Genomic DNA, 24757 nt, shown 5'->3' with positions numbered 1-24757 from the left:
CGCCTCAGTTGCAGTCCAGTTCGTAGACGATCAACACCCGCGGGTACACCGTTAACCATTCCGGTGGCTGCGGAATGCGCGTGACGCTCGTCGCGGTCGTCCCCAGCCACGCCAGCGCCTCCCGGTACTCGTCAAAACCCGCTGGCGCGAAGGGATATCGGTGGTAGCGCGCGAACGCGTGCACGTGTGCGTAGAGGGCGAGCTTGCCGATGGGCCCGTCGGGCATGTCTTCGAATACGATGATGCGCCGGCGCGCCACTCGCCGGCATTGCGTGATCAGTCTGACCGGGTCGTGGCTGTGGTGCAGTACCTCACTGAGGATCACGTTGTCAAATGCTTTGTCCGGGAATGGAATTGACGTGCCATCGAACTCGGCGAACGGGATGTCGACGGAGCGGGAGTCCTTGACGTCGATGCCGGTGGGCACCGCCCCATACATCTCGCGCAGGTACACCGAGAGGTGTCCGCTGCCGCACCCGACGTCGAGCACACTGTCCCCGTGACCAACGTACTCAGCCAGCGCCTCCGCCTGCTCGCGCAGCCGCACGGCGGGTTGCAGCACATGCTGGACTTCAGAAAGTTTGCGACGAAACATCTGGGCCAGAACGTAGCACGCTCAACTCGTGGTTCTCCCAGTCGGTGAACCGTCTCGGACTGAACTAGGGAGTTGCGTCCCGGTGTCGGAGTTGCTGGGACAGCGCGTCGATCTCGCTGCGCAGTTCCTCGATCTGGGCGGCCGTTGCCACCTGGTTCGCGGTGTCGGTTTCTTCGACGCGCTGCACGATCCACGAGGCCAGCGACGCCGTCACCACCCCCACCAGACCGATGCCGCCCATCATCAGCACGACGGCGATGCCGCGTCCGGTGACCGTCACCGGATACAGGTGGCCGTAGCCGACGGTGGTCACCGTGGTGATCGACCAGAACACCGCGTCGCCGAATGAGGCGATGGTGGCGCCCGGCTGACCACGTTCGGCGTCGAGCATGGCCAACGACGCCACATAGACCAGCAGCGTGACACCGGACAGCGTATAGAGCAGGATGCGGCCGCGGATGACGTCGCCGACCGCCCGCTGCAAAGCGCCGACCAACAGCAGCAGGCGCAGCACGCGCAGCGGGCGCAGTAGCGGAAGCGCAACCACCAGCAGGTCGATCAGGTGCTGGAAGAACCACCGGCGGCGGTCGGTGGCCAGGATCAGGCGCGCGATGTAGTCCACGACGAACAGGCTCCACGCCAGCCATGTCGCCAGCCAGAGGAGCCGGGCCTCCTCACCAGCGGGCCGGGTGAGGACCTGCACCGAGTACATGACCAGAAAGGCCAGGGCGATCAGTGCCAAGGGCCATTCGGTGCGGCGCACCCACAGCTCTTCCTTGCTCGGCTCGGTCATGCGGCACAGCGTATCCCGGCGAATATCAAAGACTTTCGACCAGATCATGGTCCGGGCGAGGCCGCCGGGTCACAGCCTCACCAGAGGTAGACCACGGCGTCCTTGCCCCCGGTGCACCTGATCCACGGGTTCGCGCCGTCGCCGGCGCACTGCATCAGGAAGTTCGCGGCGTTCTTCGGATCGCAGTTCGCGCCCGGGACGGTGAAGCAGTCGACCGCTCCCGGCGCCGATACCGTTCGCTGCCCATTGGTGGCGTTGCCGTAGGTATTCCAGTACGTGCGCAGGACGGTGTTGGCGAAATAGCACGACGTCTGGGGTGAGCCACGCCCCCCGTGTGACCCGAACCCGGTGGTGTTGCTCAGCTGGAAGCCCTGGTCGCAACTTTGGCGACTGGCGCTCTGGTCCGGTCCCGTGACCAGCGGAGGTGTGGCATCGGCCGGGCGCGGCGGGATCGATTCCTGCGGAATAGACGTTGGGGCGCTTTCGCCGGCGTAGGGCGGAATGGTCGGCGGCACCGTCGCTGACGACGGGGCGTGCGGCGGGTCCGGTTGCGCCAGCAGGCCGACAACCATGCCGACTGCGCCGAGAATCAGCACCACCGATGCGCCGACCACCGCGGGAACGACCCAGCGCCGCCGCGGCGGCTGCTGAGGTTCCGGCACCGACACCGGCTGCGGACCCGACGGCGGCACAGTTTGCGGATAGACATACTGACGCGGCGGCGGAGGCACGGGTGACCATGCCGCAGCGCGGGTCGGCATCTCTTCGGTGCGATCGACGGGGTCGACCGCGGTGCGCGCGCCGCTGCGCAACGCCCGTTCGGCAGCGCGACCGAATGCCCCGGCGCTGCCGTAGCGATCGTCAGGTTCTTTGGCCATGCCGCGCGCGATGACCTCGTCCAGCGCCGGCGGGACCCGCGGGTTGGCCAGGCTGGGTCGAGGCGGCGGCGACGACATGTGGGCCGCGACGAGGCCACCCTGGGTCTGCGCTGGAAAAGGTAGCTGGCCGGTCAGCGACTCGTACAACACGCAGGCCAGCGAGTAGATGTCGGCGGCAGGCGTGATCTCGGTGCCGGTGAAACGTTCGGGCGCCATATAGGCCCACGAGCCGACGCGCATATCGGTGGCGGTCAGCCGGGTGTGTTCGCCCACCACTTCGGCGATTCCGAAGTCGACCAGGTACGCGAAATCGGCTGGGGTGACAAGAATGTTCTGCGGCTTGATGTCACGATGGACGAGGCCGTCGGCATGCGCGGCATCGAGGGCCGCGGCGATCTGGTTGATGATCATCACTGCCCGGTTCGCATCCAGCGGGCCGTTGGCCAGCAAGGTCTCCAGGTCTCTGCCGCGAACCAGGCGCATGTCGATGAACAGCGAACCGTCGATCTCGCCGAATCCGTGTATCGGGATGACATGCGGTTCCTGCAATGTCGCCGCGGCATGCGATTCCCGCTCGAAGCGGGTGCGGTACTTGCGGTCGTTGGCGTACTGACTCTTGATGATCTTGAGGGCGACGGTCCTGCCGATCTGGTTGTCGTAGGCCTCGTAGACCTCCCCCATGCCGCCTTTGCCAAGGACACCGGTGATCGTGTATTTGCCGAAGGTAGTCCCGACACGCTGATCCACCGCTGACACCGTCATCGCCCTCCCGTAGGAATTATGCGGCACAACACGTGGATGTCTAGCTGTCGGCCTTGCACTGGGCGGCGGGAAGCTGGGCTAGGTGACTGGTCAGCCAGCTGGCGGCGGCGTCGAGTGCGCGTTTGCCGTCGTCGAACAGGCCGGACTCGGGCTCCGCGGCGATCGCGACGGCGACCTTGCCGGTCGGGGTGTCAAGGACACCCAGTTGACGCGCAAGGTATTTGCCAGCTGGCGACGGACCCCAGCCGCCTTTGAACTGAGCACCGGGGAGTTGGCCGATGCCCCAGCGTTGCTGCGGGCTTATGTCGCCCATCAGAGCGAAAATCGGCGCGTTTGCCTTGTTGCAGAATGCGTGGCCGGTGAACCGCACCTGATTGGTCAGCGACCAATTCGTCTGTCCAAATATGGTGAATTCCCTTCGCAGCCTTCGTGATTCGACGGTCGTCGGGTCACCGGTCTCCTGCAGGACCTGCTGCACTGCGGCGGCGGCGGTGGCTGGATCGCCCAGTTGCTGCCAAAGCGCTTCGGCTGCGGCGTTGTCGGATTCGATGATCGCGGCCTTCATCTGGTCGGTGACTTTTCCCTGCGCGCGGTAGGCAGCGATCACCAGCGGTACTTTGATCGTCGACCAGGCCGGGCCCTGCTGCCAGTCGCCGTATGTCAATGGCGGTTCTGCACTTCCGACGGCGACCACCGCCAGGCCCATCGCGGCGTTCAGCCGGTGGGCCAGCTGGGTGAAATCGCCGGCCAGGTCGGGCGCGTGCGGGGTGGGTGCGCTGGGCGGCACCGGTGGCACTGAAGGGTCCGAGCGTGGCGGCGACGGTCCGTGCCGGTAGGTGTAGACGGCGGTGAGCGTGACAATCGCGGCCGCCGCAACCAGCGTTGCGGCCACCGTCATCACCCGTCGGGCGCTACCCCGCTTTGGCTTGGAGATAAGAAACTATTCCTTGCGTGACCGCGGTGGCGTATCGGGCCCGACCGTCGGCGGTTTCCATCTGGGCGGCGTCCTCGGCGTTCTTCATGTTGCCGAGTTCGACGAGGACGGCCGGGTATTCCGCGAAGTTTAAGCCGGCCAGGTCCGCACGGCCATACAGACCGTCGGAGCCGATGTAGTTGGCCGGGCGGAAGCCGGCGGCGATCAGGGCGCTGCGCATCGCGTTGGCAAGCTGCATCGACGGTCCCTCTTGAGAAGGTCGCAGCGGCGGGCTGGAGTAGTTGACGTGGAAGCCGTGTCCGGACGCGGGGCCGCCGTCGGCGTGGATGCTGACGATCGCGTCGGGGTGCGCGGCGTTGGCACGCGCGGCGCGGTCGTCGATGCAGGGCCCGGCCGAGTTGTCGTCACTCCGGGACAATTGGGTGTTGACGCCCAAACCGCTCAGATTCGCCGCCACCATGTTGGTGACATCCCAGGTGAACGCATGTTCGGGATATCCGTTGCCCGCCGCGGTGCCCGAGGTGTTGCACGGTTTGGTGCCGCCGCGGCCGTTCGGCACCTGCTGATTGATCGACGCGTCGGCGACACCGTTGTGACCGGGGTCGAGGAACACGCTCATGCCGGCGATCCCGACGGCCGCGGCGCGTGGACCGGTGACCGTGGCGGCGAGGACAAGCGGTGCTGCGGCGGCGCATTTCAGCACGTCGCGCCTGGATACTCGGCTCACCGCGCGATGGTAACAACCGGGCGCCTGCTCACGCCCCTCACCTGAACCGTCGCAGCTGTGAACCGCGGGGGCTAAGCTCTGAAAAATGCGGATCGTGATGCTCGGTTCCATTGCAACGGTGTCGGCGGTGACGGCGCTCGCCCTACCGGCCACTGCACACGCGGACTCGAAGAACTTCAAATCCCCGTCCGGCAACATCACCTGCATTCTGGACAGCACGCTGGTCCAGTGTGACATCAGCGACTACACCTTCACTCCGCCGCCACCCCCCGAGTGCGCCCAACACATCAAGTGGGGCAACCGATTCACGTTGTCGCCGGGCAAACCCGGAGCGGTCACCTGTCACGGTGACACCACAGAAGTGCCGGGTGAACCGACTCTCGACTACGGCAAAACCATCAGCGCCGGGACATTGACGTGCCTCAGCGAGCAGTCGGGGGTGCGCTGCACCGACACCGCCAGCAAGCACTTCTTCCGAGTGTCGCGGGACTCCTTCGAACTCGGGTAGCCCATTCCCATTGGCGCTCAGCAAATTTCAGCTGTCAAGCGCCTCGCGCAGGTGTTGCTCCGGGTCGGTCCGGGAATTACGGGAACGGCCGAGGTCGCTCTCGACGTCCAAAGGACAGCGGCGACGTCCAGCACTATGGGCACGATGAGCTCCGTGCACGGTCTGCGGGGACCGAACCGGTGCGCTTACCGATCCCGGTTGCGCGCTCAGCGCACGGGTGAGCGATGACGTTGCCTCGCATCATCTTCGGGTCCGATTCACGAGCTGTGTTGTGAATCAACCTTATTGGCGGACCCGGAGGATCAAGGGGTGATGAGCGCGCGCCACCCGGCCCGGACTTGATGCAGCTAAACAGGGGCAGCCTAGCGGTCGACCATGGAAAAGGAGCATTATGGTTTGGCTGGGTTGCTGGCAAAATTGATGGAGGGCTTGTTGGAGGGCACGTCGTTCGGGAAATACCAGCTCATCGAGTTGCTGGGCCGTGGCGGCATGGGCGAGGTGTGGCGGGCGTACGACTCCGCCACCGAACGAGTCGTCGCGCTTAAAATCCTGCCCGCCGAGATCTCCAACGACGCGATTTTCCAGCAACGCTTTCGACGCGAAGCGCACTCGACCGCACGGCTGAACAATCCCCATCTGATTCCCATTCACACCTACGGGGAAATCAACGGTCGATTGTTCGTCGACATGCGTTTGATCGAGGGGCGCGACCTGCAGGCCGAACTCAACACCGGGCCCATGGCGCCCGCGCGCGCTGTCGGCATCATCAACCAGGTCGCCAAAGCCCTCAACGCCGCCCACCGCGACGGGTTGCTGCACCGCGATGTCAAGCCGTCCAACATCCTGCTCGACCCCGATGATTTCGCATATCTGATCGATTTCGGAATCGCCCGCGCGGCAGGCGATCTGGCGTTGACCAAGGCGGGAGACTTTGTCGGAACGTGGCATTACATGGCCCCGGAGCGCTTCAGCACGTCAACCGTCGACGCCCGTTCGGATGTCTACTCGTTGTCGTGTGTGCTCTATGAATGCCTGACGGCGCAACACCCTTTTCCGGGCACCACCCTGCAGCAACAGGTCACCAGTCACCTCACTGCGCCGCCGCCGCGGCCCACCAGCACCAATCCCGGGTTGCCGGGGGCGTTGGACGTCGTCATCGCCAAAGGCATGGCCAAACACCCCGACGACCGGTACGACACCGCGGTGGAGTTGGCCAAAGCCGCCAACGATGCGCTGGTCGCACCGCCACAAGCGGAACCCACGCTGATGCGGCCGGCGGTCCCGATCCACGACCATTTCGGCGCGCGCCCGGACCCGCGTCCGCCTCGATTCCCGCCACCGCAGCCCCCGCCGCCGCCGCCCCCGCGGATGCCGCCTCCGCGAACCCCGCCACCACAGCAGGACCCTGGCCCGCGGACCCCGCTGCCCCAGCATGACCCTGGCCCGCCCACCATGGCGCGACCGGCGCAAACTCCACCTCCCACCCCTGCGCCGGTTGCCGCACGGCCGGCCACCACACCGCCGCAACCGTCGAAGCCGTGGTGGCGGCGCAAGGCCGTCGCAGCGGCGGTCCTGGTCACGGTGGCAGCGATCCTGACCGGGGTTGTCGCCTTCGGTAGTTCGGGTCCCGCCACCGAAGAGTTTCACCAGATCACGCTGCCGTTTCGCGGGCTGAGCGAACCGCAGGGGCTGTCGGTCGACGCGGCCGGCACGGTCTACGTCGCCGATAGCCCGCACAACCGGATTCTGGCGCTGTTCGCGGGCGCGGACGCGCCGCACCCGCTGCCCTTCGAGGGCCTCAACTATCCGACCGGGGTGACCGCCGACCCCGGCGGCTCGGTCTACGTCAACGACGCCCGCAACCGGCGCGTGCTGGTGCTCCGCGCCGGATCACAGAAACAAGAGGAGCTGCATTTCACCGACTTGCAAGACCCGACCGGCCTCTCGGTGGACGGCAGCCGCACCGTCTATGTCACCGACACCGCGCGCAACCGGGTGGTGATGCTGCGCGACGGGTCGATCGTGCAAGAAGAAGTGCCTTTTTCCGGGTTGAACAGTCCGACCGGTTTGGTGGTCAGCAGCGGTGGAACGGTGTACGTCGCTGACGGGGGAAACAATCGGGTGCTGATGTTGGCTCCCGGCAAGGACCAGCAAGAGGTGGGCTTCGAAAACCTGAAGAAACCCGGCGGCGTAACGCTGGACGGTCAGGGCGCGGTCTACGTCAACGACGCCGGGCACAATCGAACCCTCAAATTGCCCCCAGGATCCTCAGAACAAGTCGAGCTGCGCTTCACCGGACTCGACAATCCGTGGGGTTTGGCGGTCGACAGGAACGGCACCGTCTATGTCGGAGGACACAACAGCCAGATCGTGGCACTGAAGCCGAAGTAGTAATACTTGCGACAGCGGTCATGCAGCAGTCGCTATTTGGCGATCTTTACCACGCGACTGCGGGCGCATTCGCACTGAACCCGAACAGTCATGGCGGGCAATTACTTTCAGCGACAGACTTATCCGTTGCAGTGACGGCGAGTTGATACTTGACCGCGACGCCGAGGTAGATCTCAATGAACCGGCACGTGAACTGGCGATTGGTTGGCAGCCACTCGTCCGGGCCGGAGTCGGACTTGCGCCCGTTTTCCGCCGCCGACACCGCGAGCAGGTTTGCGGTGTCGTTGGCAAATTCGAGGCGCCGCGCAGCGGACCACTGCGCCGCGCCGGCATCCCACGCCCGTTTCAACGCGAACACATGGTCAATCTCGATGGCGTCGCGGGCGGGGGCGCCGAACACGAGGGTCGCGCCGGAAACGGGTCCTGGAGGATTCCGGCGGTTACCTTGCAATTCCTGGTCCCGGGTTTGAACACAACGTCGGTCAACTGCGCCCCCAACACCCGATTACGGGTATCGCATCCGGTGTGTTCGGTATCGGCCCACGCCGGCCCGAACACACAACCCTTGCCCGCCTTGCAACTTCGTTCATATCCCGGGACGTTCGCGAGCCGCGGGATGACGACGGCCGAGCTCAACAACTGAGCGATGTGTTGAGAAATGCCCGGGGCGAGGGTAGCGCTGGACGTGGTGGGCGAAGGCGCCGCCACGGGATTCGGCGGCACCGCTCTGGGTTGAGTGACCGGCGACGCGCAGCCGACCACTACGGCCAGCAAGACCCCGATGATCACCAACGCCTCGGCGACCCTCCGCCGCTTCACCCGGTCCCCGCACACTGTGACATATCGCAGTTCTACCGCGGGCCACCGACAGTGCGGCGCAGCCGGTGTCGCGTGGTGGAGCCCGTCTGACGGAGCCGCCGCGTATCGCACCGAACCGCTGGTCACACCGGGTCAGCGCGCCTGCCGAGCCAGCCAGGTCAGTATCTCGGCGGCCGCGCGGGCGCCGCTGGAGGCGGTCACCACCGTGCGCGGTGACTGCCAGTGGAGTACATGCAATTCGCCATGCGCGGGGCGAATGGACTTGTCAGCGTAGCTCAGCAAGTCGGCGTCCAGTGCACCGTCACCGGCGGCCAGCACCGGCGCCGTTTCCGGTAACGCACCTTCATCGACCAGGCGTCGGCGTACTTCCGCGACAGCATGCGACTTGCGCAAGCTCTCGGGCACCGCATAGATCTTGCGGCCCTGCCGGGACACCGTCCAGCCGCGGTCCCCGCACCAACCCGCCCAGTCGTCCAAAAAATTGGCCGGCATCGAGGCCTCGTCGACCACGAGGTAGCAGAAGAGATTCTCGGCCACGCGCAAATTGAGCACCCAGTCATCGCTGATGCGTGCCTTCAACGCGGCGACGATGTCCGTCAACGGCGGCCCGCCGCCGCTGATCCGGGCGGCCATCTTCTTGCTCCAATCGGCGTCGGCCACCGAATCAACCAGGATCTTGCCACCGTTGCTCGTCACCGCATAACGAAAAGGGCCGCCCGGCAGTTTTATTCGCTGGTATTGGACAACGGTGCGGGTGGTGGCGGGCAGCACCGTCACCCGAGCGGCCAGCGCCCGCAGCCCGGCCTCCGCCTCGGTAGTCATGAAAGACACCGGCGATTCGTTGTAAATCTCCACACAGGTGCGGTCTTCAGCACCGAAGTGGCGCTGCGAGTAGATCAGGGTGCGGTCCAGGTCGCAGGCGATCAGCGCCGTCATGCGGTGATGTCCTTGATCAGCCCGACGCACGCAAAGGCCAGGTCGGGATCGTGCACGGTCGGCACATTGCGGGCCTGCGCCAGCATCCGGATATGGCGATGGGCAGGATCGTCGTTGTCGCGCAGCACAATTCGCCACGGCACCCGCCGGAGCAGGACGCGCGTCGTCTCGCCAATGCCAGGCTTGACGAAGTTGGTGGTGGCGATGCCGTATTCGCGCTGTATCCGCTCGACTGTCGCCCACCCCGACCAGGTCGGCGCCCGGTCGCTGCCGCGGACCGCTGCCACGCCCTGCCGGACGTCCTCGGCGACGTCCTCGAAGTGCACCGACACTGCGTCGAGGAAGGTCGCGGACTGATCGTCGGCGGCCAGCTCACGATAGAACTTGGCGCCGTGAAACTCCCCCGGGGCCAGCAGGTGGGGGTTGAGCACGGTACGGGAGACCAGACCCGAGACGGTCGAATTCAGGCAGGCCGATGCGATCAGAAAATCGTCACGAGTTCCGTAGGTGCGCACACAGTGCCCGGGGTCGGCCAGCACGGCCAGGTCATCGTTGAACCTGATGCCGGTCACCCGGTGATACTCCGCCAAGGCGGCGCTGAGTTCGCGGGTGATGACACCTTTCCCAGTCCAACCGTCGACGAACACGACCATCTCCGGAGCATGTTGAGCGGCAAGGTAATCCAATGCCACCGTGTCGATCCCCCGATCCCGGACGATCGAAATTGCATAGTGCGGAACGGCATTGGCGTGCCGGCGCAGCACCCAGCGCCGCATGAGGATTCCGATCGGCGTGCCGGCCCGGGCCAGCGATACGAGGACCACGTCACGGCCGCGCTCGGCCAGTACCAACTCAGTGACCACGCCGACGGCGACGGCAAGCCGTCTCGCGCTCTCCGCCAAGACGGTGGTGAACAGCTCGCGGTAGTCGTGGTCGGGCTGGTACTCGATGGGCAGGGATTCGGCGTAATGCGCGCGGCCGCTTTGGATCTCCCGCTCCCGTTCGAGGGTGTCCGCCTCCAGCGCAACCTCGGACAGGTCGGTGAGCAGCCAGCTCACCTCTTCGGCGGTGTAGGACCCGAAAGCCGGCCCGCGCAGCGGCTTCACGAGTGCGCACCGCAACGCGCGACGGCCAGTCCGGCCACGTCCGGTCCGTGCACCGCTGCCACCAGCATGTCGTAGCCTGCTGTGGTCAAGACATCGACGATGCCGCCAGATTCGTTGAGGCGCAGCGTGTCGGCGCCAGAGTCCACCATCAGGACCAGCTGGGTTTCACCACCCGATTCCTCGGGAGCCCACCCGTTGTAGAGGAACCGGGGCGCGTCGTCGCCTGGCTCACACGCACTGAATTGGTACCCGCGGCGCAGCGGATAGCCCGGCACATCGCGCACGTAGGCCGGCGACCGCGTACTGGACTGGTAGCGCACGGCAAGCCCCGCACCCGCGAGCCCCTCTGCCACCCGCAGCGGCAGGTACATGAACTCCTCGTGACCCACCACCAACACCGGGCGACCGGCGTCCAACCCGTCAGCCACCTGGGCCACCGCATGCTCCAAGGCACGGTCCAGCGCCGGGCGGTCCGCCCGGGTGAAGCAGTGTCGGCCTCCTTCCGGGATCGAGTCGGGCCAGGCCACCTCGATCCGGCGGGCGGAGCCGGCGCGAGCACCGAACGCGGCATTGAGCGTTGGCGACGGCAACGCATTCACGTCGTCAACCATGCTGTCCGGCAGAGTGACCCGCCCTCTGGCGAGGCTCACGTGATCAATCTGCACACCGAGTTCCGCGGCGGTGCGCTGCACCGCGTGTTCGTGGTGCGGCTCGCGGACATCCACCAGGGAGGCCACCACGTAACGCGATCGGGGTGCTCGACGCTGCAGAGCGCAGATGGCGGCCAACGCCGTGCTACCGGTGGAGATTTCGTCGTCCACGATGACCAAGGTCCGTCGCTGTTCGAGCAGGTCGCCGGTGCTGGGTTGCAGCGTGTGATCCGTGGCGTGGGAGTGCCCCTCCTGGAACCCGGCATAGATCAGCTCCGGCGCCGCGGGTCGCCGGGTCGTGTGGATATAGACGGCGGCGTCGACGCGATCGGCGACACAATGCCCCAATCCTGTCGCGGTTTCCGCCATTCCGAGCACGTCGAGTTCACCGTCGATGCCATCGCGGATGCGGTCGCCGAGCCGGTGCCCCGCCCCGATCACCGAGGCCGGCGACGCAGCGATGTGCTTACCCAGCACGGTCGAGACCAGCAAGTGGGCACGGCGTGGGTTGCGGCGCAGTCCGGGCAACACCAGATCAGTCACCGAGACCGGATCGGTCCCATCGCTGTCCAGGACCGCGAAACCGAAAGAGCTTGTTGCCCAGTGCGATCGGGTCATCGTCCAGCAAGCACCGTGAGCAGGTCGACGAAGGACACGCCCTGCCGCGTGACACCAAAGACGCGAGCACGACGTAGCACTTGGTCGGCCCAAATACGGTGCGGCCGTGGCTCATTCATCTTGTTCCGGTATTCCGAGCGGCGCACTCCACTCACCTCGGCCTCGGCAACGTCCAGGGCGTCGCGGTATTCCTCGTGAGTCACCACGGCCAGTGCGTGCACAGCAGGCACATGCGAGGGGTGGATGACGGTCTTGCCGTGCAGGCCGTTGGCTCGGTCGAGGCTCAATTCGCGCAGCAGGGCATCAAAGTCGCGGCTCACCAACTGATCACGGAACCGCACCGCGTCGTGCTCAGCAAACGGCGTCGTCCGCAGCATCGGCCGGAACAATCGCTCGTGATCGGCGAAGTACTCCCATACCGGACCGGTGATCACGTATCCGGTACCGTCCGCACGACCGAAGTAGTTCACGATGTCACTGATCGCGTCCGCGATCACCCGCACGTCATAAATCGTGAGGTCGCGATCGCGCCTGATCCCGAACAGCCCGCACATGTCGGTCGCACCGATGCGCAGAGCCAACACTGAATCCCGGTGCCCGGCAAGGACCTCGGCTATAGCCGTCAACTCACCGCTGCGGGTTTCGCGGAAAGCCAACTCCGCCGACTCCAATACCGGCATGCCATACAGGTGTCTGCCGAGGGTTCGGCCGGCGTTGGTGATCTCTTGCAGAAACCGCTCGCCAGTTGCCGCGCAGAACTTCGGGATCACGAATCCGGTCAACACATCCCGTCCGTCGGCCAATGCCTCTGCGATGCGGGAAATGCATTCCACGCTACGGACCCGCACGAAAAGCATTGCCTGCGTCGCATCTGCGGTCACGGCAAGCTCATCAAGGACGCCGACGACGTTGCTCAGTGCACCACTTGCCGCACCTTCGTCGACGGCGTCCTCGAGGTCGAAGACCATCGAGCACACCCCCTCGGCGGCACGCCTGGCGACGGTCGCCGCGAGTTCGGCCCGGTCAGCGGGGATGTACAGGGTGGCTCCCAACCCGACGGCAAGCAGCTCACGGTCGCCGTCGACGGCCAGCACCTCCGGAGGGCGGATGAACAGCCGTTCCTGTTCGGCTGGCGCCAGATGGTGGAAATGTCGAATCGCCGTCGCCGACGACGGGTGCCTCACTTCGCCGCTCCCTGCCGGATCCGGTTGACGATCGTGGTGATGAACTTCGATACGTCCTCCATCCCGCGGTAATAGCCCCAGTAGTCCGGGTGCGGGACACCAAGACCCTCGACCAGCAGGTCGATGCGGGTGGCCTGGGCGTCCAACGCCGTACCCCATTCCTTGGCGGCGCCGCGGTCGACCGCTAACCGTTGGGCGTCACGCAGCCGGAAACGCACCTCTTTTTCTTTGCTAGCCGGATCCTTGCGCAGCTCGCGGAGCATGACAAGCCGGTCGGCGACGGCATCGATGCGTTCTTCGGCTGCGGACAGCTCGGCGCGCGCCTGGGTTGCCAGGTCCAGCACCGCTTCCGGTTGGCGCTCGCGCTGAACGGCGACGGCGCGCGCCAGCAGTTCGTCGGCGCGTTCGAGATGCTTCTGACTCGCCGGGCCGTTGTCGAGCAGATCCTTCGAACTGTTGGCGTGAAATTCCCGCAGCAGCGCTGACCGGTTGGCGTCGACACTGTCCACCCGGTTGCGCAACGCATCCAGCCGGGTGCGCAACGAGGCGACCGTCTGTTGTGCCCGTTCGTCGAGCTGGGGCGCCGCGTCGAGAGCCTCGGAAACCGCCCGGACGGCGGCCCTGAGTCGGCGGCTGGCACCGGCCAGCGACGCCACGTTGCGCTGCGCACGGACCGACTGCAGGTTGTCGTATGCCGCGGTCAATTCCTCACCCGCGCGGTGCACGGACGGGTAGGCCCGTAATGCAGGCGCGGTCTGCGCCAACCGCTGCGCGACACCATCGGCTTCGGTGGTCGCCGCAGCAGCCTCGGCTTGCGCAGCAACGCCGCGAGCGGCCACCGCGTCCATCGTCGCGCGGTGTCGTTCATGGAACTGATCCAAGCCGTGCCGCGCCGAATCGATAAGTTGCTGCGCCCGTTCGGTAGCCCCGGTCAGCTGGTACGGCTTCCGGGAGGCGCCAAGCCCGTCGCTGTCCGATCCGGTTGCGGACAGGTAGGCAGCGGTAGCGTCGTAACACGCCGCGCGGACGGCGTCGAACTGCGGTTCGAGGGAGGGCTGCGGCTCGACCGCCGCGGCGGCCTCAAACAGGGATTCCACCACGTTCCGGCGGTTTTCCAGGTCCAGAAACGATGCTGTCAGAGCCGCTTGCGCCGGACCGAGGTGCGCGTTGTCGCCGGGCTCGCGAGACCGTCTGAACCACCGCCCGCGCACAGTCCGATCTTAGCGGGGCTCAAGAATCCCTACCGATAGCCGTCGCTTTACTCAGCGCTGGTGTACTACGGTTGGCAACGACTGGTGTTTGCAGGTATCTAGTCCGACAAAGTTCTTTGAATCATCTGGAGGGGTGTTCGATGGGTGTCAGTCTGAGCAAAGGCGGCAATGTCTCGTTGACGAAGCAGGCGCCGAATCTGACGGCGGTTGCGGTCGGCTTGGGCTGGGACGTTCGGACCACCACGGGCACCGACTTCGACCTCGATGCCAGCGCCATCGCCACCGGCGAGAACAAGAAGGTGCTTTCCGACCAGCACTTCGTGTTCTTCAACAACCTGCGTTCACCGGAAGGCACCATCGAGCACACCGGCGACAACCTCACCGGTGAGGGCGAAGGCGATGACGAGGTCATCAACGTCGACCTGGCGGCCACCCCGCCGAACATCACCAACATCTTCTTCCCGGTGTCGATCTACGACGCTGACGCTCGCAGCCAGAGCTTCGGGCAGGTCCAGAACGCCTACATCCGCGTCATCGACCGCAACAACGGCAGCGAGCTGGCCCGTTACGACCTCTCCGAAGACGCCTCCACCGAGACGGCCATGGTCTTCGGCGAGCTCTACCGTCACGGCGCCGAGTGGAAGTTCCGCGCCATCGGGCAGGGCTACGCATCCGGCCTCGCCGGCATCGCTCGCGACTACGGCGTCAACGTCTAGGGCGTCCGGCCTGGTAGGGGGGCTGGTATGGCATTGCGGATCTTCTGGCCGTCATTTCTGGTCACGATCATTTCGCTCATCGTCGCCTGGTTTTACGGCGGTGTTCATGCGTTGATCCTGTGCGCCATCCTGGGCGTCCTTGAGGTGTCGCTGTCGTTCGACAACGCGGTCATCAACGCGACCGTGCTGCGCCGGATGAACGAATTCTGGCAGCGGATCTTCATCACTATCGGAATCCTGATCGCCGTGTTCGGTATGCGGTTGGTCTTTCCACTGCTGGTGGTGTGGATCACCGCTCACATGGGGCCGCGCGAGGCTATCGACCGAGCGCTCAATCCGCCGCCCAACCACGCCGAGACGTTTGCTGACGGCACTCCTAGCTACGAGACCGCACTGCACCACGCGCACCCCCAGATCGCCGCGTTCGGCGGAGCGTTCCTGCTGCTGCTGTTCCTGAATTTCATCTTCAGCGAACGCGAGATCACCTGGTTGTCGTGGCTGGAGCGGCCGCTGGGTAAAGCCGGCAAGCTCGACCAGCTGGCGGTCGCGGTGGCCGCAGGGTCGATCCTGCTGGCGTCACAGTTCGCTGCGGAACCCGACAAACGCGCCACGGTGTTGTTGTCGGGATTGTTGGGCCTGATCACCTACATCGTCATTGACGGTCTCGGGTCCATGTTCGAGGTCGACGAGGACGGGGACGGGGACGGGGACGAATCCGACGAGCCGGCCCGGGTCGGGCCCTCCGACCTCGCCAAGGCGTCGGGCAAAGCGGGTTTCTTCTTGTTCCTCTACCTGGAAGTACTCGATGCGTCGTTCTCGTTCGACGGAGTGATCGGTGCCTTCGCGATTACCGCCGACCCCATCCTGATCGCGCTGGGCCTGGGCTTCATCGGGGCGATGTTCGTTCGTTCGATCACCATTTTCCTGGTGCGCAAGGGAACGCTGTCGGAGTACGTCTACCTCGAACACGGCGCGCACTGGGCGATCGGCGCCCTGGCGGTGATCTTGTTGGTGTCGGTGAACCCCAAATACGAGCTGCCCGAGGTGGTCACGGGCATGATCGGCGTGGTGCTCATCGGCGCGGCGTTCCTCACCAGCGTGGTCCGCAACCGTCGCGAAGCGGCCGAGGAAACACCGGAACCGCAGCCTGCCGAGATTGAATAGCGGCACGTCCAACGTCACCGAAAGGCCGGCAATGGCAATCGATTACACCAAGCGGCCCCGGTCAACTCCAGCTGCGGCGCCATCGCATCCACCACCTCCGTCGGCCCCCAGCGGAGTCAACCTGTCCAAAATCAAACTGACCAAGGATGCCCCGCGGATCAGTCTGACCAAAGCCGGTGAGCAACAAGGCGTTATGCGGGTCAACCTCAACTGGAACACCGGCGGCTACGCCGGTGCCGTCGACCTCGACCTGGGTTGTCTCTATGAGTTGTCCACCGGACAAAAAGGTGTCGTCCAGGCGCTGGGGAACTCGTACGGGTCGCTGGACCGGGCTCCCTACATCGCCCTGGATGCCGACGACCGCACCGGATCAGCGGCCGGTGGGGAGAATATGCGCATCAATCTCGAACAGCCCGAACGCTTTCGGCGGATCTTGATTTTCGCGATGATCTACGAGGGCGCACCGAACTGGGCGGCAGTCGACGGCGTGGTCACCTTGTACCCGACATCGGGGCCGCAGGTCGAGGTCCGGATGGACTCGCCCAACAACGAGGCGCGCATCTGCGCGATCGCCCAGGTCTACTACGCCCAGGGCGCCTTGCACGTCAACCGCGAGGTGCAATACATCAGCGGCAGCCAGCGGTTTCTCGACCAGGCCTACGGTTGGGGTCTGCAGTGGCAGGCCGGCCGTAAGGACTGAGGCATCGCCCCAACGCCGAGCGCTAGTGGTGCTGTTGCGTCAGCTGCGCGGTGATCACCTGGTTGAGCCGCTGCAATCCGCCGCTGGTCAGTCCGTAGAGCTGAGATTCGATGGTGCGCACCACCGCTGAGTCGCTGAGCACCTTCTCACTTGATTGGATGAGAATGGTGCCGGCGCCGGTGAAATCGAACTGACGTTCCTCACCCGAGTTGATGCCGAATCGCGCCGCGCCCGCAGCGAGGAAGCTGCCGATCCACCGCTGGTCGTAGTGATGGCTGGGGGACGGGCAATCCGCCCAGCCGACCAACGCTTCGGGGTCGACGCGCGCCGGTGGTTCAACGAACATGACGGGACCGTTGGAGGACGCGAGGAACTTGCCGGTGCCGATCAGGGTGACGAAGCCCGGCACGATCGACTGGTTGAGCGACAAACCCGGTTGGAACGCCAGCAGATTGGCCGCGCGGATGGTCAGGTTGCCGTCGTCGAGGTCATAGGAGTTGATGTCATAGCCGCGGTCGCCGATGATGAGCTTGCCCTGACCCTCGGCGACCGTGTAATCACCGAAATACAGTGGCGCAGAGAACTGTTGCGAGACCATGTGCATCAGCCCACCCTGTAGACCGTGGGTCAGTGCCCGAAACTGCATCTGCCCGTAGTAGGCAATCATGGCGCCCTTACGGATGAACCACGGGTTGAGCAGGTCGATGCAGAACGCGTAGGCGTTGTCCGGAATGTTGTCGTCGTTGGGCAGCGTGTTCGGATTCAGCGATTGGCCAAACGTGCTCACAGCTTCTCCTCCGACGCTTGCACGAAAACGGTTCCCTGCCCATGGCATTTCAGTTGCATCGCTTCACCCGATCCGCGTCCTACCGCGTCCCGCCAACTCATCGCTGTCTTCAACTCGGTCTGCACGTTGCCGTACACGCCGACGAAAGCCTGCGGATCCACCACTATCGGATTGGGGCCTCCCACTTGAAGTTCGAGAACCCCGCCGTGCGCCAGCAGCACCGCGGCGCCGTGTCCGGACAGCTGCGTCGTCCACAAGCCCTGGCCGGTCAGTGCGCCACTGGCCGCGCCACGCAACATGCCCATCATCCCGCCGCCGCCACCACCGCCGGTGCTGGCCACCGAAACCACCGAGGATTGCAGCCCGGCGGTGTTGGCCAGCAACCGCGAGGCCTCGACGCGCAGCACCTGGCCTGGCTGGATCTCGACGATGTGAACTTCAAGGCCGGCGTAGCCGTAATGCGCTTCGCCGCTGCCCTGCGCGATCATGGTGCGCTCGTGTTCGCCCTGCATCATGCGCCCGGCGAGCCGGACGATGCCGCCCATACCGCCCATTTGCCCCGCTCCGGGAACCTGGTGCGGCGCGAAGGCGACGTCGCCGGTGTAGAACAGCATTGCTCCGGTGCGGGCCACGACGCCGCCGGCCTGGCCGACATTGACCTTGACGACCTTCGAGTTGACCTTGGTGAATACCACTGCGGCTCCCTAGCGCTCGGCCGGTTGTATTGAAACGATGCCCTGGCCGTCCCACCGCAGGGAGAAGTTCTCACCGCTGCCCTGGCCCATCGCCGTCCGCCACGACACGTCGGTGATAAACGACTGCTGCATCTGGCCTTTCGCGCACACGAAGGCGTCGGGGTCGACCACCAGGGGGTATTGCGGACTGACCTCCAGGTGAATCAGCGGGCCGCCCGCGGAGAGCAGCGCGACCTGGCCCTGACCGGTGACCACGGTGGTGAACAACCCCTGGCCGGAGGAGGCTCCGCGCAGACCGGTGAACGTCACGTTGGTCTGCAGGTTGCCGGCCAGTGCGAGCAACTGGCGCGACTCCACCTGCAACTGCTCGTTGTTGAGGTTGATGATCGTCACGTTCTGCGCGTTGACCGCCAGGAACACCCGGCCCTGGCCGGTGCATTCCATCAGGCTCAGCGCCTCGCCGGTGACGCGTTGCTTGAGCCCGGCCAGCATGCCCGAGCCGCCCCCGAAGCCGGCGTTCTTGAACGCGATGTTGCCCTCGTAGGCCACCATGGCGCCGGTCAATGCGCGGATGCTGGTGTTGTTCAGATGGGCTTCGATCACCTTTTTGTGCTGCTGATACAACTGCGCCATGTACGCTCCCCAGCCTGTTGACTTGCCAGCGCAAACCTTATCCGATTGGGGTGCTTGGGTCAGCTAGCTCCGAGATTGCTGATCTACGTGCCTGAATCAGGATTTCCCGCGCTAGTCGGAGTCTGCGCCGCCAGCTGCTCGAGCACCGTGTCGTGCGCATTCTCGCCGAGTACGACGATGACGACGTCGTTGACTTCCGCGTCGGAGGCGGCGATCGTCTCGATAGCTGCTGCGATGGCATCGCGGCCGGGCCAGCCGTAACTTCCCGCACTGATGAGCGGGAATGCGACGCTTCGCGCGCCGAGTTCGTCGGCGACCTCGAGACAGCGACGGTAGCAGGACACCAATAGGGACCGATCACGCTGCCCCGCTTTGTAATTCGGCCCGACCGTGTGAATAACCCACCGAGCCGGGAGGTCTCCTGCCGTCGTCCAACCCGCGTCGCCGGTGGCGAGCCCGTCGGGAAACCGCTTTACGCAGTCGCGCAGAATTTCAGGACCCCCCGCGCGATGGATGGCACCGTCCACTCCACCGCCACCACGCATGGCGTTGTTCGCGGCGTTGACGATCGCATCGACATTCTGCTCGGTGATATTTCCTCGAACGACACGGATGACTGGCATCACGTGAGTATTCACTCGACGACGCCGTTGAAGTAAATCTCGGCCGCCAATGGCGCAACGCGCGATTACCGCGGCGTTGATGACAGCAAACACCAGATCGTTTGACTCAGATGCCACATCCGCCACATCAGTCCCGCTGTTTACTAGTGCTGCCATGACTCCTGGCTGCGTTTTGTTCGATATTTACGCGTGTCCACTCAGCTGCCACGGCTCCGACGAGCATTGACAGCATTGCAATCCGGCAAACGCCTGACGGGTGTCACACCCCTGTCGCATACTGACTGCGGGGAGGAAGGCAGAATCCGATGGAAACACTTGTGGGCGGGACGTTCGGTAAGTACGAGATTCACCGACTGCTCGGCAAGGGCGGTATGGGTGAGGTGTATGAGGCATTCGACACCGACAAGCGCCGGCCCGTCGCGCTGAAGGTACTCAGCGAACAGTTGGCCGGCGACGCGACGTTCCGGGAGCGATTCCTGCGTGAGTCGCGGGCGGCGGCGATCTTGCAGGAGCCACACGTCATTCCGATTCACGACTGGGGCGAGATCGACCACACGCTGTACATCGACATGCGGCTGGTCCAGGGCCAGACCTTGCACGAGATCATCGCCACGCAGGTCCTCACGCCGACACGTGCCGTCGAGATCATCAGCCAGGTGGCGGCAGCGCTGGACGCCGCGCATGCCAACGGGCTGATCCATCGCGACGTCAAGCCGCAGAACATCATGGTCACCGCCGACGACTTCGCGTACCTGGTCGACTTCGGCATCGCCGAGACACCCGGAGAGAGTCATCTGACCGTCACGGGCTATCAGGTAGGCAGCTTCGCCTACATGGCGACCGAACGACTGAACAGCGCAGCGCCCGCAACACCGGCGGTGGACGTGTATGCGCTGGCCTGTGTCCTCTACGAGGCATTGACCGGTCGTCAGCCCTTCGTCGGCAACACCGAGCAGGTGATAGCGGCTCACTTGTCGTCGCCGCCGCCGCGGCCCAGTATGGCCAGGTCCACGATTCCGCCGGCCCTCGACGAGGTGATCGCCCGCGGCATGGCCAAACACCCCGACGATCGCTACGGCAGCGCCGGCGCATGTGCGCGCGCGGCCAAGCGCGCCTTGTCGACACCCAGGCCGACAGCGGGTCCCGATCACACGGTTTTCGCATCGCAGTATCAACCCCCACCGCGCAACAATCAGCATTTCAACAGGCAATTCAGCTCTGCGCCAACATATTTCGCTGCCCCACCGGGGCAGGATGCGCGCCGGTACCTGGTGCCCACGCTGGCCGCGCTCGCGGCCGCACTGGTGGTGGTCGTCGTCGTCCTCACGGTCGCGGTCGTGGCGAACCGCAACTCGGGTTCGGACTACCCCTCCTCGGCGGTCGCCTATCCAACTTCGACGCAACCCGCTTACGAGACGACGGCTCAGCCGACTGACCAAACTACGACGCCGACGACGACACGCTCGGTGGCGATTCCGACCACGACCGCGGCGCAGGCACAGACGGCCGAGCAGCAATTGCGCCAATACGTCAACCTCGACCGCTCCCTGATTGCATCGGAAGCCGCCAACAAATGGGTTCCGCAGCTCAGCTCCAAGCGTCCGGGCACCGTCGAGGGTGGCGTCGCCTGGGACAACGCGATGGCGTTACAGGAGCACGAGCGGCTGCGATCGCTCTACAACGCCAAGCTGCTGTGGTCCGGCGACTGGTCGACGTTCTCAGAATCGAACTACTGGGTGACCATCGCGGGGTACAGCTTCAGCGACGCCAGGGGCGCGTTGTCATGGTGCAGCAGCAGGGGATTCGACCGCGATCACTGCATCGCCAAGCTCATCAGCACGACGCACCCGGTGGCGCAGAGCACGGCGTACAACTGAATCGCCAGTCAGAGCCCAGCTGGCTAGGCGCGCTTCACGCTCCGGATGGTGATGTCCGGTGCCGAGCACAACCGGCACGTCAGCGACCGCACTTTCAACCGGATCTTGGAGATTTGTAACGCTTTCTTGCAGAACGGGTATCGGCAACCACACGACAGGGTGATCCACCAATCGGCCGGATGCTCAGCTTCGTTGCAGAACTTCTGGCAGATACACGGAATCTCGGTGTCAAAGTCCAGTGCCGAGAGAATCTCGAGCTCTGGTAAGTGCAGGCACCCCCGAACGGTCATGGATCGAAAGGTTAAAGCTCTAGTTGAGACTTTTCGGTGAGGCGCGCGCAAGGAAGAATAAAATGTCCGGGGATTTCGGTTCGGGCGGCGAAGCGGCCCTACGGACGCGCCGGCAACACCTGCATCCACCCGTCCGTCAACAACTCCAGCAACTGCCCGTCCGGATCCCTGACCATCGCTGATCCCGCGGACACCGTACCGTCGACCACCTCGCCCCCGAAGTCGCCGACGCGATCCAGTACCGCCGCCAGGTTTGACACCGAGAAGGAGATGTGGGTCAACCCGACCTGATCCATGGTCCGCTCGCCGCCACCGGACACCACACGCCCCGAGTAGTCCAGCAGCTCCAGCACCAGCCCGTCCCTGACCAGATAGGTCGCATGCAACCCCACCGGCCGGGGCAGCTGCAGCAGCTGAGCAGTCCCCTCCTCCGGCGCGTCCAACTCCCACCAGTACTCGAATCCGAGCAGGCCCTCGTAGAACCTGCGCGACCGCTCCCTGCTCCGGACGCACAAACCGACATGGTTGAAAACGACCGACTGCGAACCCATTACGACCTCCCGTAGCGGGACAAGACGGTGCCACGCGCACTGCCGATCAGGACCGTGGCACGTTCCAGACACCCTCCGACACCAGCTTCGGTCACCCAGGACTGCACGCTCAACACCATCCCTTCCGCCAATGACGCGTTCAGACCGCGTCCCAGGCCGATCGCCGGCGCCTCCGCACCCAAGCCCAGCCCATGGGCCAACAACACCGCCGGCTCACCACGACCCGACCGCTCCCAGGCCCGATACAGATCGGCACCGGTAACCCCGGGCCGGCACGCAGCCACCAGCGCATCCAAACCTGACGAGCACGCCGTCAGCAGCGCGGCAGCCCGAACAGACCTCGACCCACCGACCATCCGCGTGCAGGCCAACCCAGCTTCGTATCCCGCATACAGTGCCCCGGGCGCCAGGACAATCAACTCCCCCTCCCGCACCGGTCGGTCTGTGGCCAGGTGCCGGAAAGGCACCGATCCACTCAAAGGCGTTGCGAAACAAACACTTTCCGAGGGTGCAACGGGCGATCCCAGCGCCGCGATCGACGCGTAGTAGACCCCGAGCAACTCCCGCTCGGTAACGCCTGGCTGCAACGCGGCCTCCAGCGCACCCAGGGCCGACTCCGATATCGCGGATGCCACGTGCAGACAGGTGATCTCCTCAGCCGTCTTCACCCGGCGTGCGGCCTCCATCAGCGGCCCGGCGTCCACTATCTCCCCGAGTTTGGCCAGCCCGGCCAGCAACACGAACGACGGCGAGGTTCCATCGGTACCGATCCGCTTGGCTTTTCGCATCCCGGGTATCGACGCCACCGACGCCATCAGCTTCCTCGGGTTCCAGCTCATCCCGTACAGGTCCTCGCGACCGATTTCCGGCGGGACGCCCTCGTCCCACGACGACAGCAAATGGACACGTCCAGTCGAGCGCACCACCACGGCCAGCGGGGTGAAGGGCAGCACCCCGGCCCGGCCCAGCAGCCGGGCACCGGACACGTAATGCACGTTTCCCGGACCGCTGAGAATCAACGCATCCAGATCGTGAGTTTCCATGCCCGACAGCACTTTCAGCCGCCGCTCGCCACGCAGCCAGCCGAAGTCGATCCGGGCACCGTCCTCCAGGCTCATCGTCCCGACGCGCACCCCTGGATCGCGCGGCACCGGGGTCACGGGGCACACCCGAAGGGCTGGTAGTTGGAACCACTCAGCTTGACCCAGCCCCGATCGGTCACGGCCACGAGGTCCGCGGCGCGGAATCCCGCCGCGCCGTCCTCCCAGATCACCGGTTCCAGCACCACGACCATGCCCGGCTGAAGAGCCAAGCCGGCGTCGAATTCGTTGCCCAGGTCGGTTCCGAAAAGCGGCATTTCGGCATTGTCGACGCCCACCCCGTGTGCCAGGTAGAGGTGCGAAAGCCACGGCCGGACACCATTGTTGGCATCGATGGCCGCCTGACAGAGTTGCTGGCCATTCAGTCCCGGTGCCAGGACCTCCAGACACGCATCGACGACGGCGCGCCAGCGGCGAAACTGGGCGAGCTCGGTTGCATTCGGGTGTCGTCCGGTGATCCAGGTGCGTCCGTAGCCCGATGCGTACCCCTCCCACATGATCCCGGCATCCACCCAGATGACGTCGCCGTACCGCAGGAAGCGGTCGGTGGTGACCGTCGGGTATGCGAGGTCACCGTGCAACGTCCATGGGCCCTGTGACCGCCGTGGTGGCATCACCTGAAAGATCGGGTCGATGCCGCCTGCCGAAGCCCCCAACTCGAACACGTGGCGCAGGAACACCGCACTCAAGTCGTTCTGGCGCAGTCCGATCCGCAACGCCTGCAACGCTGCTTCCATCGCCAGTTCGTTGAGCCGCTGCGCCTCCCGGACGCACGCGATTTCGTCCACCGTCTTGACCAATTTGACCGCACCCATCACGCCGGCGGCGTCCACCCATGAAACACCCTGCAATCGGCGGACCATCGCGTGTGACAAGTGGTCGATTCCCACCCGGGCACCAGTCGGGAAATGGTCGGCCACAGCAGCGGCGAATGCATCGATCCCGTCGTCGAGATCGGGAAACAACGGTGGGTGCAGGTGCACACCGAGCGGAACCCCGTCGGCGACGATCGAGTAGAGGTGGGGCATCGGCTCGCCCTTGACCACGATCGCGACCGCGCGGAACAGTGCCGCCCGGTCGCCGTCCATGGCCGGCATCGCGGCACCGGTCGCGTACGTCACCGAGGTGGATGCGAGTAAGACCAGGCCATCCAGCCGCTGCGACGAGAGCTGGGACTGTAGCCGGGCATACCGATCCCGCCGCATCCGTGCGAGATCGGGCCGGTCAGGGATCTGCAATCCGCCGATGGTGGCTCCCGCTGCCCAGTCCTTGATGACGCCCACCCACTTCTCCGCGCGGCCGAACAGCGTAATAACGCAAAGATAGCCCAGTGACAATCGAGCGCCGGAGGCGTGGCACCGCCGACGAACCGCGGAGGCGTCCACTAGTTCGCCCGGGAAGGTATCCGATGGGCGTCCCGCGGCCCGAGGGCCAACCCGCGCTGGACATCAACGAAGTCGACGGCGCCTACCGCCTGGCACATGCCACAAGTTCAAGCCGTTCCGGGCG

The 24757-nt window shown here is 65.2% G+C and carries 25 protein-coding genes; 6 read left to right on the top strand and 19 right to left on the bottom strand.

Features of this window, described 5'->3' with window-relative positions; translation table 11 throughout:
- Positions 1–4: 4 nt before the first annotated feature.
- The 5 genes from AC5Y5Z_RS00935 to AC5Y5Z_RS00915 all read right to left on the bottom strand — a co-directional run bounded on the left by AC5Y5Z_RS00935 (position 5) and on the right by AC5Y5Z_RS00915 (position 4689).
- On the bottom strand, positions 5–562 hold the full coding sequence (locus AC5Y5Z_RS00935) for a class I SAM-dependent methyltransferase (protein ID WP_499922889.1): 558 nt from the start codon (positions 560–562) through the stop codon (positions 5–7).
- A gap of 97 nt (positions 563–659) precedes the next feature.
- Positions 660–1388, bottom strand: a complete 729-nt coding sequence (locus tag AC5Y5Z_RS00930) for a potassium channel family protein (protein WP_499922888.1) — start codon at positions 1386–1388, stop codon at positions 660–662.
- 77 nt (positions 1389–1465) lie between these two features.
- Positions 1466–3013 (bottom strand): serine/threonine-protein kinase, encoded by a 1548-nt coding sequence (locus tag AC5Y5Z_RS00925; RefSeq protein ID WP_499922886.1) that lies wholly within the window; start codon positions 3011–3013, stop codon positions 1466–1468.
- A 55-nt stretch (positions 3014–3068) separates the two neighbouring features.
- Positions 3069–3926, bottom strand: coding sequence for a hypothetical protein (locus AC5Y5Z_RS00920; protein ID WP_499922883.1), 858 nt, complete (start codon positions 3924–3926; stop codon positions 3069–3071).
- A 13-nt stretch (positions 3927–3939) separates the two neighbouring features.
- Entirely contained in the window at positions 3940–4689 is a 750-nt protein-coding gene (locus tag AC5Y5Z_RS00915) for an Rv3717 family N-acetylmuramoyl-L-alanine amidase (RefSeq protein ID WP_499922881.1), read from the bottom strand.
- A gap of 85 nt (positions 4690–4774) precedes the next feature.
- On the opposite strand from AC5Y5Z_RS00915, the gene AC5Y5Z_RS00910 reads away from it, so the two are divergent.
- The gene (locus tag AC5Y5Z_RS00910) at positions 4775–5197 is read left to right on the top strand and encodes a DUF6636 domain-containing protein (protein ID WP_463824588.1); all 423 of its coding nucleotides are present in this window, start codon (positions 4775–4777) and stop codon (positions 5195–5197) included.
- 396 nt (positions 5198–5593) lie between these two features.
- Positions 5594–7588, top strand: coding sequence for a serine/threonine-protein kinase PknD (locus tag AC5Y5Z_RS00905; RefSeq protein ID WP_463824589.1), 1995 nt, complete (start codon positions 5594–5596; stop codon positions 7586–7588).
- 88 nt (positions 7589–7676) lie between these two features.
- Here the strand turns inward: AC5Y5Z_RS00905 and AC5Y5Z_RS00900 are convergent, their stop codons facing one another.
- The 6 genes from AC5Y5Z_RS00900 to AC5Y5Z_RS00875 all read right to left on the bottom strand — a co-directional run bounded on the left by AC5Y5Z_RS00900 (position 7677) and on the right by AC5Y5Z_RS00875 (position 13998).
- Positions 7677–7988, bottom strand: a complete 312-nt coding sequence (locus AC5Y5Z_RS00900; protein ID WP_499922877.1) for an HNH endonuclease family protein — start codon at positions 7986–7988, stop codon at positions 7677–7679.
- Positions 7989–8539: 551 nt separating this feature from the next.
- Positions 8540–9343 carry an HAD family hydrolase gene (locus tag AC5Y5Z_RS00895; protein WP_499922875.1) on the bottom strand — a complete coding sequence of 268 codons (804 nt, stop codon included), beginning with the start codon at positions 9341–9343 and terminating at the stop codon, positions 8540–8542.
- Positions 9340–10449 carry a cysteine protease StiP family protein gene (locus tag AC5Y5Z_RS00890; RefSeq protein WP_499922874.1) on the bottom strand — a complete coding sequence of 370 codons (1110 nt, stop codon included), beginning with the start codon at positions 10447–10449 and terminating at the stop codon, positions 9340–9342. The genes AC5Y5Z_RS00895 and AC5Y5Z_RS00890 overlap by 4 nt, the downstream gene beginning before the upstream one ends.
- A complete protein-coding gene (locus AC5Y5Z_RS00885) occupies positions 10446–11717 on the bottom strand; it encodes a phosphoribosyltransferase family protein (RefSeq protein WP_499922872.1) in 1272 nt (423 codons plus the stop codon). Before AC5Y5Z_RS00885 ends, AC5Y5Z_RS00890 begins: the two co-directional genes overlap by 4 nt.
- Positions 11714–12874, bottom strand: coding sequence for an HpcH/HpaI aldolase/citrate lyase family protein (locus AC5Y5Z_RS00880; protein ID WP_463824924.1), 1161 nt, complete (start codon positions 12872–12874; stop codon positions 11714–11716). The genes AC5Y5Z_RS00885 and AC5Y5Z_RS00880 overlap by 4 nt, the downstream gene beginning before the upstream one ends.
- A 23-nt stretch (positions 12875–12897) precedes the next feature.
- Positions 12898–13998, bottom strand: coding sequence for a hypothetical protein (locus AC5Y5Z_RS00875; protein ID WP_499922870.1), 1101 nt, complete (start codon positions 13996–13998; stop codon positions 12898–12900).
- A 254-nt stretch (positions 13999–14252) separates the two neighbouring features.
- Here AC5Y5Z_RS00875 and AC5Y5Z_RS00870 point away from each other — a divergent pair, with 254 nt between their 5' ends.
- The 3 genes from AC5Y5Z_RS00870 to AC5Y5Z_RS00860 are packed head-to-tail and all read left to right on the top strand — an operon-like array spanning position 14253 to position 16692.
- Complete coding sequence (locus tag AC5Y5Z_RS00870) at positions 14253–14828, top strand: TerD family protein (RefSeq protein WP_463824595.1); 576 nt, start codon at positions 14253–14255, stop codon at positions 14826–14828.
- A 27-nt stretch (positions 14829–14855) separates the two neighbouring features.
- Complete coding sequence (locus tag AC5Y5Z_RS00865; protein WP_499922866.1) at positions 14856–15992, top strand: DUF475 domain-containing protein; 1137 nt, start codon at positions 14856–14858, stop codon at positions 15990–15992.
- Between the two features lie 31 nt (positions 15993–16023).
- Positions 16024–16692, top strand: a complete 669-nt coding sequence (locus AC5Y5Z_RS00860; protein ID WP_499922864.1) for a TerD family protein — start codon at positions 16024–16026, stop codon at positions 16690–16692.
- Positions 16693–16714: 22 nt separating this feature from the next.
- On the opposite strand, the gene AC5Y5Z_RS00855 is transcribed toward AC5Y5Z_RS00860, so the two are convergent.
- The 4 genes from AC5Y5Z_RS00855 to AC5Y5Z_RS00840 all read right to left on the bottom strand — a co-directional run bounded on the left by AC5Y5Z_RS00855 (position 16715) and on the right by AC5Y5Z_RS00840 (position 19430).
- Positions 16715–17479, bottom strand: coding sequence for an AIM24 family protein (locus tag AC5Y5Z_RS00855; RefSeq protein WP_463824598.1), 765 nt, complete (start codon positions 17477–17479; stop codon positions 16715–16717).
- Positions 17476–18174: an AIM24 family protein gene (locus AC5Y5Z_RS00850; RefSeq protein ID WP_463824599.1), complete on the bottom strand. Its 699-nt coding sequence runs from the start codon at positions 18172–18174 to the stop codon at positions 17476–17478. The genes AC5Y5Z_RS00855 and AC5Y5Z_RS00850 overlap by 4 nt, the downstream gene beginning before the upstream one ends.
- A gap of 9 nt (positions 18175–18183) precedes the next feature.
- The gene (locus AC5Y5Z_RS00845; protein WP_463824600.1) at positions 18184–18807 is read right to left on the bottom strand and encodes an AIM24 family protein; all 624 of its coding nucleotides are present in this window, start codon (positions 18805–18807) and stop codon (positions 18184–18186) included.
- A gap of 83 nt (positions 18808–18890) precedes the next feature.
- Positions 18891–19430: an O-acetyl-ADP-ribose deacetylase gene (locus tag AC5Y5Z_RS00840; RefSeq protein WP_499923163.1), complete on the bottom strand. Its 540-nt coding sequence runs from the start codon at positions 19428–19430 to the stop codon at positions 18891–18893.
- A 305-nt stretch (positions 19431–19735) separates the two neighbouring features.
- Here AC5Y5Z_RS00840 and AC5Y5Z_RS00835 point away from each other — a divergent pair, with 305 nt between their 5' ends.
- Positions 19736–21307: a serine/threonine-protein kinase gene (locus AC5Y5Z_RS00835; RefSeq protein ID WP_499922861.1), complete on the top strand. Its 1572-nt coding sequence runs from the start codon at positions 19736–19738 to the stop codon at positions 21305–21307.
- A 23-nt stretch (positions 21308–21330) separates the two neighbouring features.
- Here AC5Y5Z_RS00835 and AC5Y5Z_RS00830 read toward each other — a convergent pair whose 3' ends face one another.
- The 4 genes from AC5Y5Z_RS00830 to AC5Y5Z_RS00815 form a co-directional block, all read right to left on the bottom strand.
- Positions 21331–21597, bottom strand: coding sequence for a hypothetical protein (locus AC5Y5Z_RS00830; protein WP_463824605.1), 267 nt, complete (start codon positions 21595–21597; stop codon positions 21331–21333).
- Positions 21598–21695: 98 nt separating this feature from the next.
- Entirely contained in the window at positions 21696–22148 is a 453-nt protein-coding gene (locus AC5Y5Z_RS00825; RefSeq protein ID WP_463824606.1) for a VOC family protein, read from the bottom strand.
- Positions 22148–23308: a M24 family metallopeptidase gene (locus tag AC5Y5Z_RS00820; protein ID WP_499922859.1), complete on the bottom strand. Its 1161-nt coding sequence runs from the start codon at positions 23306–23308 to the stop codon at positions 22148–22150. The genes AC5Y5Z_RS00825 and AC5Y5Z_RS00820 overlap by 1 nt, the downstream gene beginning before the upstream one ends.
- On the bottom strand, positions 23305–24531 hold the full coding sequence (locus tag AC5Y5Z_RS00815; protein WP_499922858.1) for a M24 family metallopeptidase: 1227 nt from the start codon (positions 24529–24531) through the stop codon (positions 23305–23307). Before AC5Y5Z_RS00815 ends, AC5Y5Z_RS00820 begins: the two co-directional genes overlap by 4 nt.
- Positions 24532–24757 lie beyond the last annotated feature (226 nt).

This window comes from Mycobacterium sp. NGS29, assembly GCF_059812965.1.
The sequence above is the reverse complement of the archived record's forward strand: the minus strand, read 5'-3'. Positions and strand labels throughout refer to the sequence as shown.

Bases quoted from the DNA above. Each gene is read 5' to 3' on its own strand.
- AC5Y5Z_RS00930 (WP_499922888.1), bottom strand. From the start codon at position 1,388: ATGACCGAGCCGAGCAAGGAAGAGCTGTGGGTGCGCCGCACCGAATGG.
- AC5Y5Z_RS00920 (WP_499922883.1), bottom strand. From the start codon at position 3,926: ATGACGGTGGCCGCAACGCTGGTTGCGGCGGCCGCGATTGTCACGCTC.
- AC5Y5Z_RS00910 (WP_463824588.1), top strand. From the start codon at position 4,775: ATGCGGATCGTGATGCTCGGTTCCATTGCAACGGTGTCGGCGGTGACG.
- AC5Y5Z_RS00895 (WP_499922875.1), bottom strand. From the start codon at position 9,343: ATGACGGCGCTGATCGCCTGCGACCTGGACCGCACCCTGATCTACTCG.
- AC5Y5Z_RS00885 (WP_499922872.1), bottom strand. From the start codon at position 11,717: ATGACCCGATCGCACTGGGCAACAAGCTCTTTCGGTTTCGCGGTCCTG.
- AC5Y5Z_RS00870 (WP_463824595.1), top strand. From the start codon at position 14,253: ATGGGTGTCAGTCTGAGCAAAGGCGGCAATGTCTCGTTGACGAAGCAG.
- AC5Y5Z_RS00865 (WP_499922866.1), top strand. From the start codon at position 14,856: ATGGCATTGCGGATCTTCTGGCCGTCATTTCTGGTCACGATCATTTCG.
- AC5Y5Z_RS00860 (WP_499922864.1), top strand. From the start codon at position 16,024: ATGGCAATCGATTACACCAAGCGGCCCCGGTCAACTCCAGCTGCGGCG.
- AC5Y5Z_RS00845 (WP_463824600.1), bottom strand. From the start codon at position 18,807: ATGGCGCAGTTGTATCAGCAGCACAAAAAGGTGATCGAAGCCCATCTG.
- AC5Y5Z_RS00840 (WP_499923163.1), bottom strand. From the start codon at position 19,430: ATGCCAGTCATCCGTGTCGTTCGAGGAAATATCACCGAGCAGAATGTC.
- AC5Y5Z_RS00835 (WP_499922861.1), top strand. From the start codon at position 19,736: ATGGAAACACTTGTGGGCGGGACGTTCGGTAAGTACGAGATTCACCGA.
- AC5Y5Z_RS00830 (WP_463824605.1), bottom strand. From the start codon at position 21,597: ATGACCGTTCGGGGGTGCCTGCACTTACCAGAGCTCGAGATTCTCTCG.
- AC5Y5Z_RS00825 (WP_463824606.1), bottom strand. From the start codon at position 22,148: ATGGGTTCGCAGTCGGTCGTTTTCAACCATGTCGGTTTGTGCGTCCGG.